This is a genomic window from Nonomuraea monospora (genome assembly GCF_039531895.1).
In the GTDB taxonomy this organism is placed as follows: domain Bacteria; phylum Actinomycetota; class Actinomycetes; order Streptosporangiales; family Streptosporangiaceae; genus Nonomuraea; species Nonomuraea monospora.
Map to the genome: position 1 here is coordinate 106,153 of NZ_BAAAQX010000029.1, position 14,288 is coordinate 120,440.

A 14,288-nucleotide genomic window follows, 5' to 3' on the forward strand; every position below is an offset into this window, starting at 1 on the left:
ATCCCTTATCAAGTGGATCAAGCGCTGACTTTCCCTTGGCGGCCCTTGGCCCGAAGCTCGGGAGCCGTGCGTCCAGCTCGTCGTATCGGAAGCCGACTTCGAGCACCTTCTGAGCCGTATGAGGGACTGCCGTCCCCGAGCTCCTGCCAGGCGGGCGTGGGTGAGGGCGCGTGGCGCGATTGTGGTCAACCCTTGATGTGTGCGGCCGCCCTGGCGACCTGCTCGATCTTCGCGCGGTAGGCGGCGCGGGCTTCCTCGTCGATGGGCTTCTCGTGTTCGGCGCGCAACCCGGTCCGGCCGTCGAGGCCCTCGCGCAGGATGTCGGCGTGCCCGGCGTGCCGGACGGACTCGCTGAGGACATGGAGCATGATGGCGAACAGGTTCGTGTTCGGATAAGGCTCCGGCCACCACGGCACATGGCCGGAGGCATCGGGAGGAAGCTCGTTGACCGGGTCAGCGGTTCCGGGGAAGGACGGTCGAAGACCTCGCCGAAGTACCTGGCCTCGACGGTGGCCACATGCTTGACCAGGCCGAGGAGATTGGTCCCGGTCGCTGTCAAAGGTCGGCGGGCGTCGTATTCGGACAAGCCGTCGAGTTTCCAGAGCAGCGTCTTACGGTCCCGCCGCGAAATCGTCGATCACGGGTCACGATCTTGTCAGACTGCGACCGTGGGCTCAGCCGGCAGGATCGTCGATGGCGGGCGGCGGCGTCGAATGGGTACCGGCCGATGCTGCTCGCCGTACCCGCTGAACGCCAGCGCGCGGGAAGTCGAAGCGGTGCATCAGCTCATCGATCGTGGGACGGAGCACCCTCCTGCTCGCTTGTAGCGATGCCTGGCCAAGGCTCGCGGCCGGTTCCGATTCGGAGGGAGAGAACCCGAGCGGCGAGATCGGCTGATCGAGGTGTTCGACGAGCCTGGGCTCATCGAACAAGCGCCTCGGCCTGCGCTTCCCCTCGCCCACGTCGCACCACGGTGCACACAGGCTCCCCTTTGCGTCGAGTAGGCGGAACAGCACTCCAATGGGGGAAAGCTGCAGGTGAGAACCACCCACACAGGGAGTAGAACCATGCGCGCCGCCGTCGTCACCGCCTTTGACAAGCCCGTCGAACTACAGGCGGTGCCCGCCCCACAGCCGGGACCGACCGAGGTGCTCGTCCGGATCGAGGCGAGCGGACTGTGTCACACCGACATCCACGCCGCCCACGGCGACTGGCCGGTCAAACCAGCGCTGCCGTTCATCCCCGGCCATGAGGGGGTCGGCGTGATCGAGGCGATGGGTTCCGCGGTGACCGGCCGGGTGGCCGGGGAGCGGGTGGCCATCCCCTGGCTCGGCTACGCCTGCGGCACCTGCGAGTACTGCGTCAGCGGCCGGGAGAACCTGTGTGAGTCCCAGCTGAACAGCGGGTACGCCGTCAACGGCGGCCACGCCGAGTACGCGGTCGCGCACGCCGCCTACGTGGTCCCGGTGCCCGGCGGGGTGACCCCGGCCGAGGCCGCGCCGCTGACCTGCGCGGGCGTGACCACGTACAAGGCGGTCAAGGTCTCCGGCCTGCGCCCGTCGGAGCGGGCGGCGATCTTCGGCATCGGCGGGCTGGGCCACCTGGCGCAGCAGTACGCGCAGATCTTCGGCGGCGAGACCGTCGCCGTCGACGTCACCAAGGACAAGCTGCGCCTGGCCCGGGAGCTGGGCGCCGCTCACACGGTCAACGCCGCGCTGGCCGATCCGGTCGCCGAGATCAAGGCTCTCGGCGGGGCGGACGTGGCGATCGTGCTGGCGGCCAGCCCGCGCGTGCTGGAGCAGGCGCATGCCTCGCTGCGCCGCGGGGGCCGTCTGGTGCTGGTGTCGCTGCCCAAGGACAACACCATGAGCCTGCCGATCTTCGAGACCGTCCTCGGCGGCATCAGCGTCATCGGCTCCATCGTCGGCACCCGCGCCGACCTGGCCGAGGTCTTCAAGCTGCACGCGGCGGGACGTACCAAGGTCATCTACGAGACGCGCAGGCTGGAGGAGATCAACCGGTCCTTCGACGAGGTCCTGGCCGGCTCCGTGCCCGCCCGGCTGGTCTTCGAGCTCTGACCACCATCGCCCGGACGTGCGGGGCTCGGGTCGGGCATCGGCACGGACATGACAGCGGCCGCGGTCAGCCCGGCGGCGCTCCTTTCCACGGCATGCTGCGGCCGAGCACGGGGGGCGGAGGGCGCCGGACGGTCCTCGGCTGCGGTGATCAAGAGCACACCTCGGATTGCGCGCCTTCCTCTCGCGAACCTGCCTGGGCAGTGTGGCGTGGCTCAGCCGAGCTCAGCGGGCAGGTCACGCGAATTCACCTTGGCCACGATCAGTGCCGGCGCGCTGGACGCCTTCGCCGTGGCGAGCGCCTGGTCGAGGGCCGCCGTGGTGGTGACGAGTTGGGCGGCCTGCACGCCGAGCCCGTTGGCGAACTTGACGAAGTCCCAGCGGTTGAGCACGACGTATGGCCTGGGCTGGGTGGCGGGATCGCTGAAGTAGCCGGCGTCGAGCAGGAACTGCTCGAAGGCGTAGATGCCGTTGTCGATCACGACCACGACGGGGTCGCGTGCGTAGCGGACCATGGTGGACAGCGCCTGGCCTGTCATGTGGAAGCCGCCGTCGCCGCAGATGACCAGCGGGCGCCGGGTCGAGCCGAACGACGCCCCGACCGCCGCCGCCACCGAGTGTCCGATCGAGGCCCACACGGCCCCGCTCAGGAAACCGTCGCGGCCCTTGACCGGTAGGTGAGCGGCGGAGTGCACGCCGAGGAAGGTGTCGGGAATGACCAGCCAGGACGGGTCGAGCGCGGCACCGATGCGCTCGAACACCCGGCGATAGGTCAGCGGGCCCGCGGCCGTGGGCGTGACCGGGGCGACGGCGGCCGGTACCGGTCGCGGCGCCGCGCTGGCGGCCTCGGTGACGAGTGCGGTGATCAGGGCGCTGAGCTGCGCGTTCTGCTTGGCGGCGGTCTTGATTCTCACCTTGCCGTCGTAGGCGGTGATGATGCGGTTGGTGCCGGTACGGATGAGCGTGGCGTAGCTGCTGGGGAACACGCAGCCGAGCATCACCAGCAGGTCGGCCTGCGCGACGGCGTTCACGGCGGGCAGCGAGTGCGGCGGGGCGTAGACGCCGGTCCAGCCGTCGCCCTGCTCGGCCAGCACGCCCTTGGCCGGCAACTGGACCGACCAGCGCACGCCGAGCTTGGCGATCAGGTCGGCGACCTTGTCGGCGAGCCCGTGGCGCTGGATCTCGATGCCGACCAGGATGAGCGGCGACGTCGCGGCGCGTACCAGGCCGACGATCGTGGCGGCGAGTTGCTTCTCGGTGCCCGCGGGCGGTTCGGTGACCGGCAGGGATCCGGACGGGGCCGGGCAGGTCGCCGTCCAGATGTCCCGGTTGATCTCGATGTAGACGGGTCGCTTGCGTTTGAGCGCGGTGGCGATCGCGGCGTCGACCACGCCCGGCACCGCGGCGGCCGTCGCGGCGCGCGCAGCGCTCGCGGTGACCAGCTTGTAGGTGCTCAGGTCGTGGTCGGGCTGCCCGGTCGAGTGTGAGAACAGGACGTCGAAGTCCGCCAGGCCGGCGAGGTTGGCCGCGTTGGGGCCGCCGTTGACGACGACGACCGGGCTGCGCTCGACGAAGGCGCCGGCGATGGCGTTGAGCATGCTGAGCGTGCCCGCGCCGTTGGCGACGGCTACCGCGGCGAGCCCTCTGGTCCGGGCGTAGCCGTCGGCCGCGTAGCCGGCCTCGAGGTCGCTCGCGGTGACGATCGGCTTGACGCCGTTGCGGCCGGCCGCGTCGAACAGCCCGGCGCAGTACGCGGCGGGCACGCCGAACAGCGTGTCGACCCCCTGCTGGGTCAGCCGTTCGAGCACGTAGTCGGCGACGGTGAAGGCCACGATGACGCTCCAGTGCGGGCCCGCCGGGGCGGGGATCGGTCAGTCGGAGACGGAGAGCCTGGGGTCGGCCAGCCGCCTGTTGCGCGGGTGGTCGATGTGATCGACGGGCATCGGCACCTGCGCCAGCCGGCCGAACGCGGCGGCGAGGACGTCCACCAGTTCCTTGCACTTGGCCGGGTTGAGGTCCTCGTCCTCGCCCGGGTCGGTGGTGCCGCCGATGACGACGTGGTCGGAGCGCGGGAACAGGTAGCCGTTGCGGCTGTAGAGGTACTGCAGGGCCGGCTGCGCCGGCAACATCGCGAGGTAGCCTCTGACGCCGGCCATCTCGGTGTCGTTCCACAGCTTCTTGGCGCCCATCCCCGTACAGTTGATGATGATCTTCTGCGGCACCGTCGCGAGGATGTCGGCCTTGGAGGCGAACCTCTTGTCCACGAAGGTGACGCCCCGTGCCTCCAGGTCGTTCTTCAGCCGCGGCAGGAAGATGGGCGGCTCGATCAGCAGCGTCCGATACAGGAATCCGGGCTGGGTGTGGTTCTGGAACGGCAGGCGGTCCAGCCGCTGGCGGGCCGGCAGCAGGCCGGGGAGGAGGTTCAGCACCATCTCCAGACCGTCGGCCGGCTTGGGGCAGTAGTTGGGCCGCTCGCAGACGCCGAAGCCCTTGCCGATGCTGTCCTTGAAGGTCGTGTAGGACGTTTTGATGATCGCCTTGAGGTCCTGCTGGTTCATGGCGGTCTCGACGACGGACACCGCCCACTGGCCGCCTGCCTTGAACGACGTGGTGTCCGTCAGCTTGCGGTCCGAGAAAATCCTGATCTTGAGCCCCAGGTCGAGCAGCATCGTGGCGGCGGTCAGGCCCATGACGCCGGCGCCGAGCACCGCGGCCTCCGTCTGGGGCGAGGTGGCCAGGAACTGCCGGACCATGTCCTGCACCTTGGCCGCGCAACCCCAGCTCAACGTGATGCCGGCACCCCCGTGGCCGTAGTTGTGGACGACGAACCGGCCGGACACCCGCTCGGAGTTCAGCCGGAAGGTGCCCTTGCGGTACGGGCGCACCCCGGTGACGCACGCCCCGGGCACGCTCGGATCGAAGGCGAAGTCCGGGGTCGGCAGATTGGTGAGCTCCCGAACGTGCATCGCGCCGGCCCCCGACTGATCGTCTCTGCATGCGATCGGGGGCTGCCGTCACCCATACCCGGCGACGGCGCAGGGCCGGCCCACCGCCACCAAGCCTTGACCCCGGCCAGGGCAGTTGTTTTCTCGGGCTACCCGTTGCGAGTGGACACGGGATCCGGCAGGCCGTCTCCCTCCCCGACGCAGCCGGGCGCCTCGCCGGCCCACACCGGCAGGCAAAGCTTGCTGAATATCGCAGTCAACCGCCTGGACTGGCGGCCGAGTCGAAATACGCTGGTAGGACGCGTCGCCCCACGGCGGTACGCGGTCGGAGGCAGCGCCGACGAGCCGGGCGGCAGCCCCCGGCACAACACTCTCATCCGAGAGGGTGCGGCAAGCAGAACTCCAGGTTCGCCTTCGTGAGGGTCGCCCTACCGGGCCATCCAGGGTGCCGTCCCGACGTCCGTCGGGAACCGGCCGCCTTCATCAGGAAGGAACGAGGATGCACCCCAGCCATCTGCTCATCACCAGTCCACTGATCACCACCCTGGTCTTCGGGTCGATCGGCGTCTCACACGCCTCGGTCATGGCAGCGCCGGTCAGCCCGGGCGAGACTCACGCCGCGGCGACCTCGCATGCCGTGCCACCCATCTGCAGAAAGATCCACAAGGACGAGAAGCCGATCTGCGCAGACGGTTACTCGGACGGATTCGAGGCCGGAACGAAATGCGGCCCGCCCCGCCAGACCGGAAGATACTCCGACGACGAGGCCTACGACGTTGGCTACGCCGCCGGCTACAAGTCAGGGAAGAAGACCTGCCCGCCCTCGTAGCCGGACGCCGGAACGGGCCTGTCCGGGCAGTTACCGCCGGGCAGGCCTGCCGATGCCGTTCAGATCCGCGAAACGCTGACACTCCGGAAAGGCGACGTTCGCGCAGATGACCATGCCCTTGCGGAGCGGACCCGTCCCTTCCCATGCCGTGCGGGCTCAATTCCTGGGACGTGCGCGCCTACCGCCTGGATCGCCAGCCAGATCCGGTCGTCTTCCACGGGGCCCAGGTCAGCAGCGCGGAACTACGGCGAGGTGCGCGGCCTGAACCGGGCGGCACCGCCGCACTCGCAGATAGGCAGGGCGGAGGTGCATGGCGGTGGTCAGTCGTTCCAGTAGCGTTGTTCACGCCACGGGTCGCCGTAGTTGTGATAGCCGGCCCGCTCCCAGAAGCCGGGCTGGTCGTGCTCCAGCAGCCGGATGCCCTGCACCCATTTGGCGGACTTCCAGAAGTACAGGTGCGGGACGAGCAGCCGGGCCGGGCCGCCGTGCTCGGCCGGCAGCGGCGCGCCGTCGAAGGTGTGGGCGATCCACGCCTGCCCGCCGCGCAGGTCGGCCAGTGGCAGATTGGTGGTGTAGCCGCCGTGGCAGTAGGCCAGCGCGAACTGGGCGTCGGTCTCCACCTCGGCCAGCAGTACGTCCAGGGACACCCCCTGCCAGTCGGTGTCGAACTTCGACCAGCCGGTGACGCAGTGGATGTCGGTGTGCGGGCTGTCTTGCGGCAGGTCCCGCAGCTCGGTCCAGGTCCAGGTGTGTTCGGTGCCGGTCTCGGTGAGGAGGGTGAAGTTCCAGTCGGCGGTGCTGACGTGCGGGGTGGGCCCGGCGGTCAGTACGGGGAAGCCGGTGGTCAGGGTCTGGCCGGGCGGCAGCCGCTCGCTTGTCTGGCCGCGCCCGGTGAAGCCCCGGGAGATGACGGCCATGCTCACACTCCTTCTGCCGGGCGGGTGTCGAGCCTGGTCAGGCCGGGCATCGCGCCGATGATCCCGCCGGGCGCCTCGATCATGGTCATCAGCAGGTTGCCGCACGAGCGGCAGTGCAGCGCGGTCCCGGCGGCCGGGCCGTACACGAGCGCCTCGGCCAGCGGCGCGTGCCGGTCACAGGCCGCGCACAGGCCGTGTGCGGTGGTCATGTCCCGGCCGAAGAAGGCGGCCAGCGTTCCGGCCGCGGCGTTGCCGTCGGTGGGTGTCATGAAGATCCTCTCGTGGTGGGCGGTGCGGGTCAGCCGTAGCGTTCGGTGCGGATGTCGTCCGGCAGGCAGCCGAGGTCGGTCAGGAGGTCGGCGGCGTGCTGGACGAAGGCGGCGGACCCGCAGACGTAGGCCGGCGGCGCGGCGTGGCCTGGCAGCCGTTCTCGGTGGTGAGCCGTACATCCACGGGCTGCCCGGCCAGCCGGGCACCTGAAGCCGCAGCGTGCGGGTCTGCCGTTCTCCGCGTCGGTGCCGGTGATGGTGGCCGCCTTCCCCGTGAGGTCGCGCATCCCAACAGCGTCGGTACGCAGACACGTCGGCACGCAGGCACGTCGGCACGCAGGCGCCGATCGGAACCCGAGCGGCGCAGCGCGGCGGCGGCAGGTCAGCCGACCGGGGCGCCCCTGAACCGCGCGCTGCGCCGGCGGCACAAACCCGGCCTGGCACTGGCACCTCTGGCTTCCGGGTGGCCAGGGGTGCCCAGCGGATCCAGATCTCGTATCACCGATCTCGGCGGCAGCGAGGGGTCTGGCGGCCCCGCGGGTGATGGTGATCGCGCCGGTCGGTGAGTGGTGTCAGCTACGCAGGAAGTCCAGCAGGTCGGCGTTGAACTTCTCCTTGTCGCCGGGGACCAGCGCGATGCCGTGTGAGCCACCCTGGTACACCTTGTAGGTGGAGTTCTGAATGATCTTGGCAGATTTGTCGCCGGAGGCCGCGATCGGCACCACCTGGTCGTCGTCGCCGTGCACGATCAGGGTGGGGATGTCGAACTTCTTCAGGTCCTCGGTGAAGTCGGTGGCGGAGAAGGCGTCCACGCACGCCACCCCGGCCTGGATGTTCTCGGCCATGGCCATCAGCCAGAAGGCGTCCTTGTTGCCCTGGGTCACCTTGTTGCCCGGGCGGTTGGCGCCGAAGAAGCCGTCGGCGGTGTCCTTCCAGAACTGCGAGCGCTCGGTGAGGATCCCCTTCTTGATCTTGTCGAACACCTCCTGCGGGGTGCCCTCGGGGTTGTCGGCGGTCTTGAGCATCAGCGGCGGCACCGCCGACAGCAGCACGGCCTTGCTGATGCGGGAGGTGCCGTGCCGGCCGATGTAGCGGGCCAGCTCGCCGCCGCCCATGGAGTGCGCCACCAGCGTGACGTCGCGAAGATCGAGGGCGGTGAGCAGGTCGTCGAGGTCGTCGGCGAAGGTGTCGAAGTCGTAGCCGTCCCACGGCTGGCTGGAGCGGCCGTGGCCGCGCCGGTCGTGCGCGATCGCCTTGAAGCCGTTGTCGACGACCGCCTTCATCTGGTCGTGCCAGGCGTCGGCGTTCAACGGCCAGCCGTGGATGAACACGACCGGCGGGCCGCTGCCCCAGTCGTAGAAGAAGATCTGCTCGTCGTCGCGGGTGGTGATGTACGGCATGGTGAACCCTCCCCAGGGGTCGGTGGTCATGTCGATGGCCAGGTCGATGGACGCCGCGGGCGCGCCCCGGCCGCAGCCCTTGTCGAGGGCTGGACGGCACACCAGGAGATCCGGGCACATCGCTCCAGGGCAGGCAATACCGCGCTTCACGGTCGTCTTAAGGCCAAGGCCGGGTGCGAAGATTTTTGCCCGCCCGCCGCCCGCCCACCCGCCGCCCGCCCACCATCGGCCGCGGCCAGGCCCGGGTCGGCCGCAACCGGCCCGTCGAAGGGGCCGGTGGCAGCGCCCACCGGCGGGGCGGGCACCGGCAAGCGATGTGACCGGCCACCCCACCCCGCCGGTGCCGTCACAAGCGCTCGCTCCGAGCGTAGGGGCCGGATGACGCCGCACCCGTTCGGCCCGCGTAACCGGGGACGGCGGGCGGCGTCCGGCGACCGGCGCGCCGGGGTTGGCGGCGGAACTCGTGAGGGTAAGAAAGGCCGTGGCCCCCCGATCTGAGCCATCGTCCAACGCCGGGGGACCCCATGACCGACCACAACAGCGACAAGCAGCGCCAGCTCGACCAGTACCGGGTCGATGACACCAACACCCGCTACACCACCGATCAGGGCGTGCGCGTCGAGGACACCGACAACTCCCTGTCGATCGGCGAGCGTGGCCCGACGATCCTGGAGGACTTCCACTTCCGGGAGAAGGTGACGCGTTTCGACCATGAGCGCATCCCGGAGCGGGTGGTGCACGCGCGCGGGTCCGGGGCACACGGGGTGTTCCAGGTGTATGAGTCGCTGGCCGAGTTCACCTGCGCCGACTTCCTGTGCGACCCCTCGCAGCAGACGCCGGTGTTCGTACGGTTCTCCACCGTGGGCGGCTCACGCGGCTCGGCCGACACGGTCCGCGACGTGCGCGGGTTCGCCACCAAGTTCTTCACCCGGCAGGGCAACTACGACCTGGTCGGCAACAACTTCCCGGTGTTCTTCGTCCAGGACGCGATCAAGTTCGCCGACTTCGTGCACTCGGTCAAGCCCGAGCCGCACAACGAGATCCCGCAGGCGCAGTCGGCCCACGACACGCTGTGGGACTTCGTGCAGCTGCAGCCGGAGACCATGCACACGATCATGTGGCTGATGTCGGACCGGTCCATCCCGCGCAGCTACCGCATGATGGACGGCTTCGGCGTGCACACGTTCCGCCTGGTCAACGCCGACGGCAAGGGCACGTTCGTCAAGTTCCACTGGCGGCCCGCGCTCGGCGCCCACTCGCTGGTGTGGGACGAGGTGCTGCGCGTGCAGGGCAACGACCCCGACTTCAACCGGCGCGACCTGTGGGAGGCGATCGAGGCCGGCCAGTACCCCGAATGGGAGCTGGGCCTGCAGCTGGTGCCCGAGGAGGACGAGCACAAGTTCGACTTCGACCTGCTCGACCCCACCAAGATCATCCCGGAGGAGGAGGTGCCGCTGCGGATGGTCGGCAAGATGACCCTCAACCGCAACCCCGACAACTTCTTCGCCGAGACCGAGCAGGTCGCCTTCTGCACCGCCAACGTCGTGCCCGGCATCGACTTCACCAACGACCCGCTGCTGCAGGGCCGCAACTTCTCCTATCTCGACACCCAGCTCACCCGCCTGGGCGGGCCGAACTTCCAGCAGATCCCGATCAACCGCCCCCTCGCGCCGGTGCACAACGACAACCGTGACGGTTTCCACCAGCACATGATCCACACCAGCCACACCAACTACTCCAAGAACTCGATCAGCGGCGGCTGCCCCGCCACCGGTGTCCTGGCCGGCGACATGAGCGGGGTGTTCAAGCACTACACCGAACGCATCGACGGCGAGAAGATCCGCAAGCGCAGCCCCAGCTTCGCCGACCACTACAGCCAGGCCACCCTGTTCTGGAACAGCATGTCGGCCTGGGAGAAGGAGCACATCATCAAGGCGTTCCTGTTCGAGCTCGGCCACGTACAGCGCCGCTACATCAAGGAACAGGTCGTCGACCGGCTCGCCAACGTCGATGCCGGGCTGGCCGCGCACGTGGCCGCCGGGATCGGCCTGCCCGCCCCCACGGCCCGCGGCAGCAACCACGGCAAGAGCTCACCGGCGCTCAGCCAGGACAACCAGCCGGCCGGCCTGGCCACCCGCAAGATCGCGATCCTGGCGGCCGACAGCACCGACGCCGGCGTGCTGTACCCGGTGCTGCAGGAGCTGGAAAGCGGCAAAGCCATCTGTCACGTGATCGCCCCGCACGAGGGCATGGCCGGAACCCTGGCCGTCGACAAACAGGTCAGCGCCGCCACCTCGGTGCTGTATGACGCGGTGCTGTGCACCGGCGGTGAGGAACTGGCCGGCAACGGCTACGCCGTGCAGTTCGTGCGCGAGGCCTTCAGGCACGGTAAGGCCATCGGCACGCTGCCGGACGGGGAGGCGCTGCTGCGGGCCGCCGACCTGCCCGGCCGCCAAGGCGTGATCGACTCCGCGGCGGGCGACGGCTTCACCGGCCAGTTCATCGCCGCCATCGTCAAACACCGCCACCACGACCGGGAGGTGACCGCCTTCCCCGCCTGACCTCCGCGCTCGCCCCACCGGCCACTGTTCGCGGCCACTGTTCGCGGCCTCGGCCGGCCCCGCACACCTGCGCCCGGTTCCGGGCGTGTCCCGGGCCTGCTCGCGCTGGAGCCATCTCGCTCTCGCGCCGGGCAGCGGTCCGGGCTCGGTGGTCACGCCGTACGTCTTCCAGACTCCGGCGCAGGCGGGCGGGACGTGGAGAACCGCCCGGATCGTCGGGGCCGCGCTCGCCGATCGACAGTGCGTTGCCGGTGTACTCGGCGCGCCGGTCTGAACGGCCCCGGGGCGGCACCACACCGCCCCGGTCGCTCAGCCCGTCCTGGACCGTCAAAAACCATCTCCGGGTACGCCAAGCGAACACCCCCACACCGGCCTACAACGTCAGGAAAGCGGACACCCCCATGTCGGCGCTCACCACGCGGGCGGCGTCGGCCGCGGCGGCGTTGAGCGACTCGATCGCGTCGCGCTGCGGGGCGGGCGCGACGACCGTGCGCGCCGGCCGCGCACCGGCGGGCGACTCGATGAGAGCCACGATCGCGTCGGAGACCGCCCGGGGGTCGGCGGGCGCCTCGCTCTGCAGCTTGGTGAGCTCGGTGACGAAGCCGCCGAACCCCTCGGCGTAGGCCTCCATCCGCGCCGCGTCGGCCGGCATGACGGCGTTGGCGCCGATGCTGGTGGGATACGGAGCCGCGTCGACGATCACCGACTCCACGCCGAAGGGCGCCAGTTCGTGGCGCCACGCCTCGGTCAGGCTGCCGAGCGCGGCCTTGCTCGCCGCGTACAGGCCGGAGTACGGGATGGTGACCCGGCTCGACGTCGAGCCGACCTGGATCAGCACCCCGGCGCCCTGCCGGCGCAGGTGCGGCAGCGCGGCCCGGCTCACCCGCAGCGCTCCGAGGACGTTCACGTCGAACTGGCGCTGCGCCTCCTCGGCGGTGAAGGCCTCGACCGGCCCCGGGAAGATCAGGCCGGCGTTGTTCACCACGGCGTCGATCCGTCCGGCCGCGTCGATCACGGTCGCGATCGCGCGGTCGGCGGACGACTGGACGCTCACGTCGAGCTCGACGACCCGCAGCTCGATCGCCTCGGCGGCGGCGAGTCCGGTCAGCTCGGCGGCGGCCTTCGCGTTGCGCCCGCCGATGTCGCGGAGCCCGGCGAAGACCTGGTGGCCTCGCCGCGCCAGCGTCTCCACGGTCAACCGTCCGAAGCCCGTGCTGGCGCCTGTCACCAGGGCGACTGTCATGGCTCTCTCCTCGTCAGCAGGAAATGGGGTGGCACCCCGTTTCAACGACTCGTACGATATGGGGTGGCACCCCGGTTCGCAACCGGAAGTGGGGTGCCACCCCATTTCCGAAGGGATTCTCCGTTGGCACAGGAACGGCCGAGGCGGGCAGACGCGAGGCGCAATTACGACCGGATCGTGGCCGCGGCCGAGGCCGAGATCGCCCGGCACGGCGCCGACGCCTCACTCGAGGAGATCGCGCGCCGGGCGGGCGTCGGCTCGGCCACCCTGCACCGGCACTTCCCCTCGCGGCAGGCGCTGCTCGAGGCGGTGTTCCACGACCGGGTGGAGCTGCTGTGCGCGCGGGCACGAGAGATGCACGACAGGCCGGACGCGGGAAACGCGCTCCTGGAGTGGCTGCAAGCGGTCGCGGCGTACGGGGCGACCACGCGGGGCCTGGCCCGGTCGCTGCTCGACGGCGGGCGGGAGGCGGGGCCGCCCCGGGACAGCACGTGCGAGGCGATGCTGATCGAGGCGGGCGGCGAGCTCCTGCGTCTGGCCGCCGAGACCGGCGCGGTGCGGCCCGACGTGTCGATCATCGACCTGCTGACGCTGGTCAACGCGATCTCGCTGGCCACGGAGGGCAGCACCGGCGCGGCCGGCGAGGCGGCCCGCCTGCTCCGCCTCGCCGTCGAAGGCGTCCGGACAACGACCCGCTGACGGCGACGACACATCCGTCATCGCCGGCGCTGGTTGAAGGGACATGACAGGCGGCCTGCCGGTTCGCACCCGGGTTGGCCGGTGCGGCCGTCTCTTGCCGAGCGACGCGATCGGTCAGCGTTGATCTCGCCGCCCGTGGAAGGTCACGGCTGCCGGCTGACCTGATCGGGTGCGGAGGTGAGGGCGGCGACGGTGAGCGTCAGGTGCTGAGCCAGGACCTCGGCGGCGGTGTCGGCGTCACGGGCCAGCGCCGCCTCCTCCAGGCGGCGGTGCTCCGCGGCGCCGTCGCGGCCGGGCGTGCGCTGCGCCGACCAGCGGCGGGCCAGCTCGCCTGCCGTCCACAGCCTGTCGAACGTGTCCAGCAGCACGGCGTTGCCGCACCCGTCCAGCAGCGTCCGGTGGAAGACGCGGTGCGCCTCCGACCACGCGCTGGTGTAGGACTCGCCTTCCTCCGGCAGGTACGGCGGCGTGCGGGCCAGGCGGTGGTGGGCCGCACGCACCCGCGCCTCCCAGTCGAGGTCGCCGCGCTCGATCGCCAGGCGCAGCATGACCGGCTCGATCGTACGGCGGGCCTCGGCGATCTGCTGCCACCGCTGGTCGGAGAAGTCGGGGACGGCGAAGCCGCGGTTGGGCAGCCGCACCGCGATGCCCTCGCCCACCAGCCGCACCAGGGCCTCACGTACGACGGCCAGGCTGACCTGGTGCTGCTGGGCCAGTTGCTGCGGCTTGAGCGCCTCGCCCGGGGCGTACTCGCCCCTCATGATCGCTTCCTGAAGCCGGGCGTGAACACGCTCGGAGAGCATCTGTTTCGTCGAAGGATCGACCGTCTGCGGCCCTTTGCCCGTCTCCCCCACGCGCCCTCCTTCACCGTCACCAGCGCCACGCTGGCCGACGGCGCTCCCTGGCCCACCGACCAGATGTCCGCGGGCGTGCCGGGGGGCAAGGACATCTCGCCACAACTGGCGTGGAGCGGCGCCCCCGAGGGGACCAAGAGCTACGCCGTCACGGTGTACGACCCGGACGCGCCGACCGGCTCCGGGTTCTGGCACTGGGCCGTGGCCGACATCCCCGCCACCGTCACCGAACTGCCCGAAGGCGCGGGCGACGACACCGGCACCGGCCTCCCCCACGGCGCCTACCAGTTGCCCAACGACGCCCGCGTGGCGCGCTACCTCGGCGCGGCCCCGCCGGCGGGGCACGGCCCGCACCGCTACTTCGTCGTGGTGCACGCCCTCGACACCGAGACCATCGGCGTCCCCGCCGACGCCACCCCGGCCTACCTCGGCTTCACCATCGCCGGCCACCTCCTCGGCCGCGCGGTCCTGACCGCCACCGCCGAAACCCCGTGAC

14 protein-coding genes and 1 pseudogene are annotated in these 14,288 nt (G+C 70.5%); 5 read left to right on the plus strand and 10 right to left on the minus strand.

Translation table 11 applies throughout. From position 1 onward, the window contains the following. Window positions 1–185 precede the first annotated feature (185 nt). Together ABD331_RS41475 and ABD331_RS41480 are read right to left on the minus strand one after the other, a co-directional pair. Window positions 186–586: pseudogene (locus ABD331_RS41475) on the minus strand (mycothiol transferase). A gap of 88 nt (window positions 587–674) precedes the next feature. After that, complete coding sequence (locus tag ABD331_RS41480) at window positions 675–932, minus strand: hypothetical protein (protein WP_344487862.1); 258 nt, start codon at window positions 930–932, stop codon at window positions 675–677. A gap of 135 nt (window positions 933–1,067) precedes the next feature. On the opposite strand from ABD331_RS41480, the gene ABD331_RS41485 reads away from it, so the two are divergent. Further along, window positions 1,068–2,078: a zinc-dependent alcohol dehydrogenase gene (locus ABD331_RS41485; RefSeq protein ID WP_344487864.1), complete on the plus strand. Its 1,011-nt coding sequence runs from the start codon at window positions 1,068–1,070 to the stop codon at window positions 2,076–2,078. 212 nt (window positions 2,079–2,290) lie between these two features. On the opposite strand, the gene ABD331_RS41490 is transcribed toward ABD331_RS41485, so the two are convergent. Then, window positions 2,291–3,907, minus strand: a complete 1,617-nt coding sequence (locus tag ABD331_RS41490) for a thiamine pyrophosphate-dependent enzyme (RefSeq protein WP_344487866.1) — start codon at window positions 3,905–3,907, stop codon at window positions 2,291–2,293. 39 nt (window positions 3,908–3,946) lie between these two features. Next, window positions 3,947–5,041: an FAD-dependent oxidoreductase gene (locus tag ABD331_RS41495; RefSeq protein WP_344487868.1), complete on the minus strand. Its 1,095-nt coding sequence runs from the start codon at window positions 5,039–5,041 to the stop codon at window positions 3,947–3,949. A 478-nt stretch (window positions 5,042–5,519) separates the two neighbouring features. Between ABD331_RS41495 and ABD331_RS41500 the strand changes: the two genes are divergently transcribed. Beyond that, window positions 5,520–5,849: a hypothetical protein gene (locus ABD331_RS41500; RefSeq protein WP_344487870.1), complete on the plus strand. Its 330-nt coding sequence runs from the start codon at window positions 5,520–5,522 to the stop codon at window positions 5,847–5,849. Window positions 5,850–6,169: 320 nt separating this feature from the next. Here the strand turns inward: ABD331_RS41500 and ABD331_RS41505 are convergent, their stop codons facing one another. The 4 genes from ABD331_RS41505 to ABD331_RS41520 form a co-directional block, all read right to left on the minus strand. Further along, a complete protein-coding gene (locus tag ABD331_RS41505; protein ID WP_344487872.1) occupies window positions 6,170–6,766 on the minus strand; it encodes a sulfite oxidase-like oxidoreductase in 597 nt (198 codons plus the stop codon). A gap of 2 nt (window positions 6,767–6,768) precedes the next feature. Continuing rightward, window positions 6,769–7,035 carry a DUF6510 family protein gene (locus ABD331_RS41510; protein ID WP_344487874.1) on the minus strand — a complete coding sequence of 89 codons (267 nt, stop codon included), beginning with the start codon at window positions 7,033–7,035 and terminating at the stop codon, window positions 6,769–6,771. Between the two features lie 29 nt (window positions 7,036–7,064). Then, the gene (locus ABD331_RS41515; protein ID WP_344487876.1) at window positions 7,065–7,322 is read right to left on the minus strand and encodes a ferredoxin reductase domain-containing protein; all 258 of its coding nucleotides are present in this window, start codon (window positions 7,320–7,322) and stop codon (window positions 7,065–7,067) included. A 285-nt stretch (window positions 7,323–7,607) separates the two neighbouring features. Further along, window positions 7,608–8,555, minus strand: a complete 948-nt coding sequence (locus ABD331_RS41520; RefSeq protein ID WP_425566185.1) for an alpha/beta fold hydrolase — start codon at window positions 8,553–8,555, stop codon at window positions 7,608–7,610. Window positions 8,556–8,959: 404 nt separating this feature from the next. Here ABD331_RS41520 and ABD331_RS41525 point away from each other — a divergent pair, with 404 nt between their 5' ends. Beyond that, window positions 8,960–10,996 (plus strand): catalase, encoded by a 2,037-nt coding sequence (locus ABD331_RS41525; RefSeq protein WP_344487878.1) that lies wholly within the window; start codon window positions 8,960–8,962, stop codon window positions 10,994–10,996. A 373-nt stretch (window positions 10,997–11,369) separates the two neighbouring features. On the opposite strand, the gene ABD331_RS41530 is transcribed toward ABD331_RS41525, so the two are convergent. After that, a complete protein-coding gene (locus ABD331_RS41530) occupies window positions 11,370–12,239 on the minus strand; it encodes an SDR family oxidoreductase (protein ID WP_344487880.1) in 870 nt (289 codons plus the stop codon). A 177-nt stretch (window positions 12,240–12,416) separates the two neighbouring features. Between ABD331_RS41530 and ABD331_RS41535 the strand changes: the two genes are divergently transcribed. Beyond that, complete coding sequence (locus ABD331_RS41535; RefSeq protein WP_344487882.1) at window positions 12,417–12,938, plus strand: TetR/AcrR family transcriptional regulator; 522 nt, start codon at window positions 12,417–12,419, stop codon at window positions 12,936–12,938. 143 nt (window positions 12,939–13,081) lie between these two features. Here ABD331_RS41535 and ABD331_RS41540 read toward each other — a convergent pair whose 3' ends face one another. Next, window positions 13,082–13,699: a GntR family transcriptional regulator gene (locus tag ABD331_RS41540; protein ID WP_344487884.1), complete on the minus strand. Its 618-nt coding sequence runs from the start codon at window positions 13,697–13,699 to the stop codon at window positions 13,082–13,084. Window positions 13,700–13,720: 21 nt separating this feature from the next. Here ABD331_RS41540 and ABD331_RS41545 point away from each other — a divergent pair, with 21 nt between their 5' ends. Next, window positions 13,721–14,287, plus strand: a complete 567-nt coding sequence (locus ABD331_RS41545; protein WP_425566187.1) for a YbhB/YbcL family Raf kinase inhibitor-like protein — start codon at window positions 13,721–13,723, stop codon at window positions 14,285–14,287. Window position 14,288: the final 1 nt, after the last annotated feature.

What these genes read in the sequence shown, in the direction of transcription:
- ABD331_RS41485 (WP_344487864.1), top strand. Translation starts at nt 1,068, where the DNA reads ATGCGCGCCGCCGTCGTCACCGCCTTTGACAAGCCCGTCGAACTACAG.
- ABD331_RS41495 (WP_344487868.1), bottom strand. Translation starts at nt 5,041, where the DNA reads ATGCACGTTCGGGAGCTCACCAATCTGCCGACCCCGGACTTCGCCTTC.
- ABD331_RS41500 (WP_344487870.1), top strand. Translation starts at nt 5,520, where the DNA reads ATGCACCCCAGCCATCTGCTCATCACCAGTCCACTGATCACCACCCTG.
- ABD331_RS41505 (WP_344487872.1), bottom strand. Translation starts at nt 6,766, where the DNA reads ATGGCCGTCATCTCCCGGGGCTTCACCGGGCGCGGCCAGACAAGCGAG.
- ABD331_RS41510 (WP_344487874.1), bottom strand. Translation starts at nt 7,035, where the DNA reads ATGACACCCACCGACGGCAACGCCGCGGCCGGAACGCTGGCCGCCTTC.
- ABD331_RS41515 (WP_344487876.1), bottom strand. Translation starts at nt 7,322, where the DNA reads ATGCGCGACCTCACGGGGAAGGCGGCCACCATCACCGGCACCGACGCG.
- ABD331_RS41520 (WP_425566185.1), bottom strand. Translation starts at nt 8,555, where the DNA reads ATGTGCCCGGATCTCCTGGTGTGCCGTCCAGCCCTCGACAAGGGCTGC.
- ABD331_RS41525 (WP_344487878.1), top strand. Translation starts at nt 8,960, where the DNA reads ATGACCGACCACAACAGCGACAAGCAGCGCCAGCTCGACCAGTACCGG.
- ABD331_RS41530 (WP_344487880.1), bottom strand. Translation starts at nt 12,239, where the DNA reads ATGACAGTCGCCCTGGTGACAGGCGCCAGCACGGGCTTCGGACGGTTG.
- ABD331_RS41540 (WP_344487884.1), bottom strand. Translation starts at nt 13,699, where the DNA reads ATGAGGGGCGAGTACGCCCCGGGCGAGGCGCTCAAGCCGCAGCAACTG.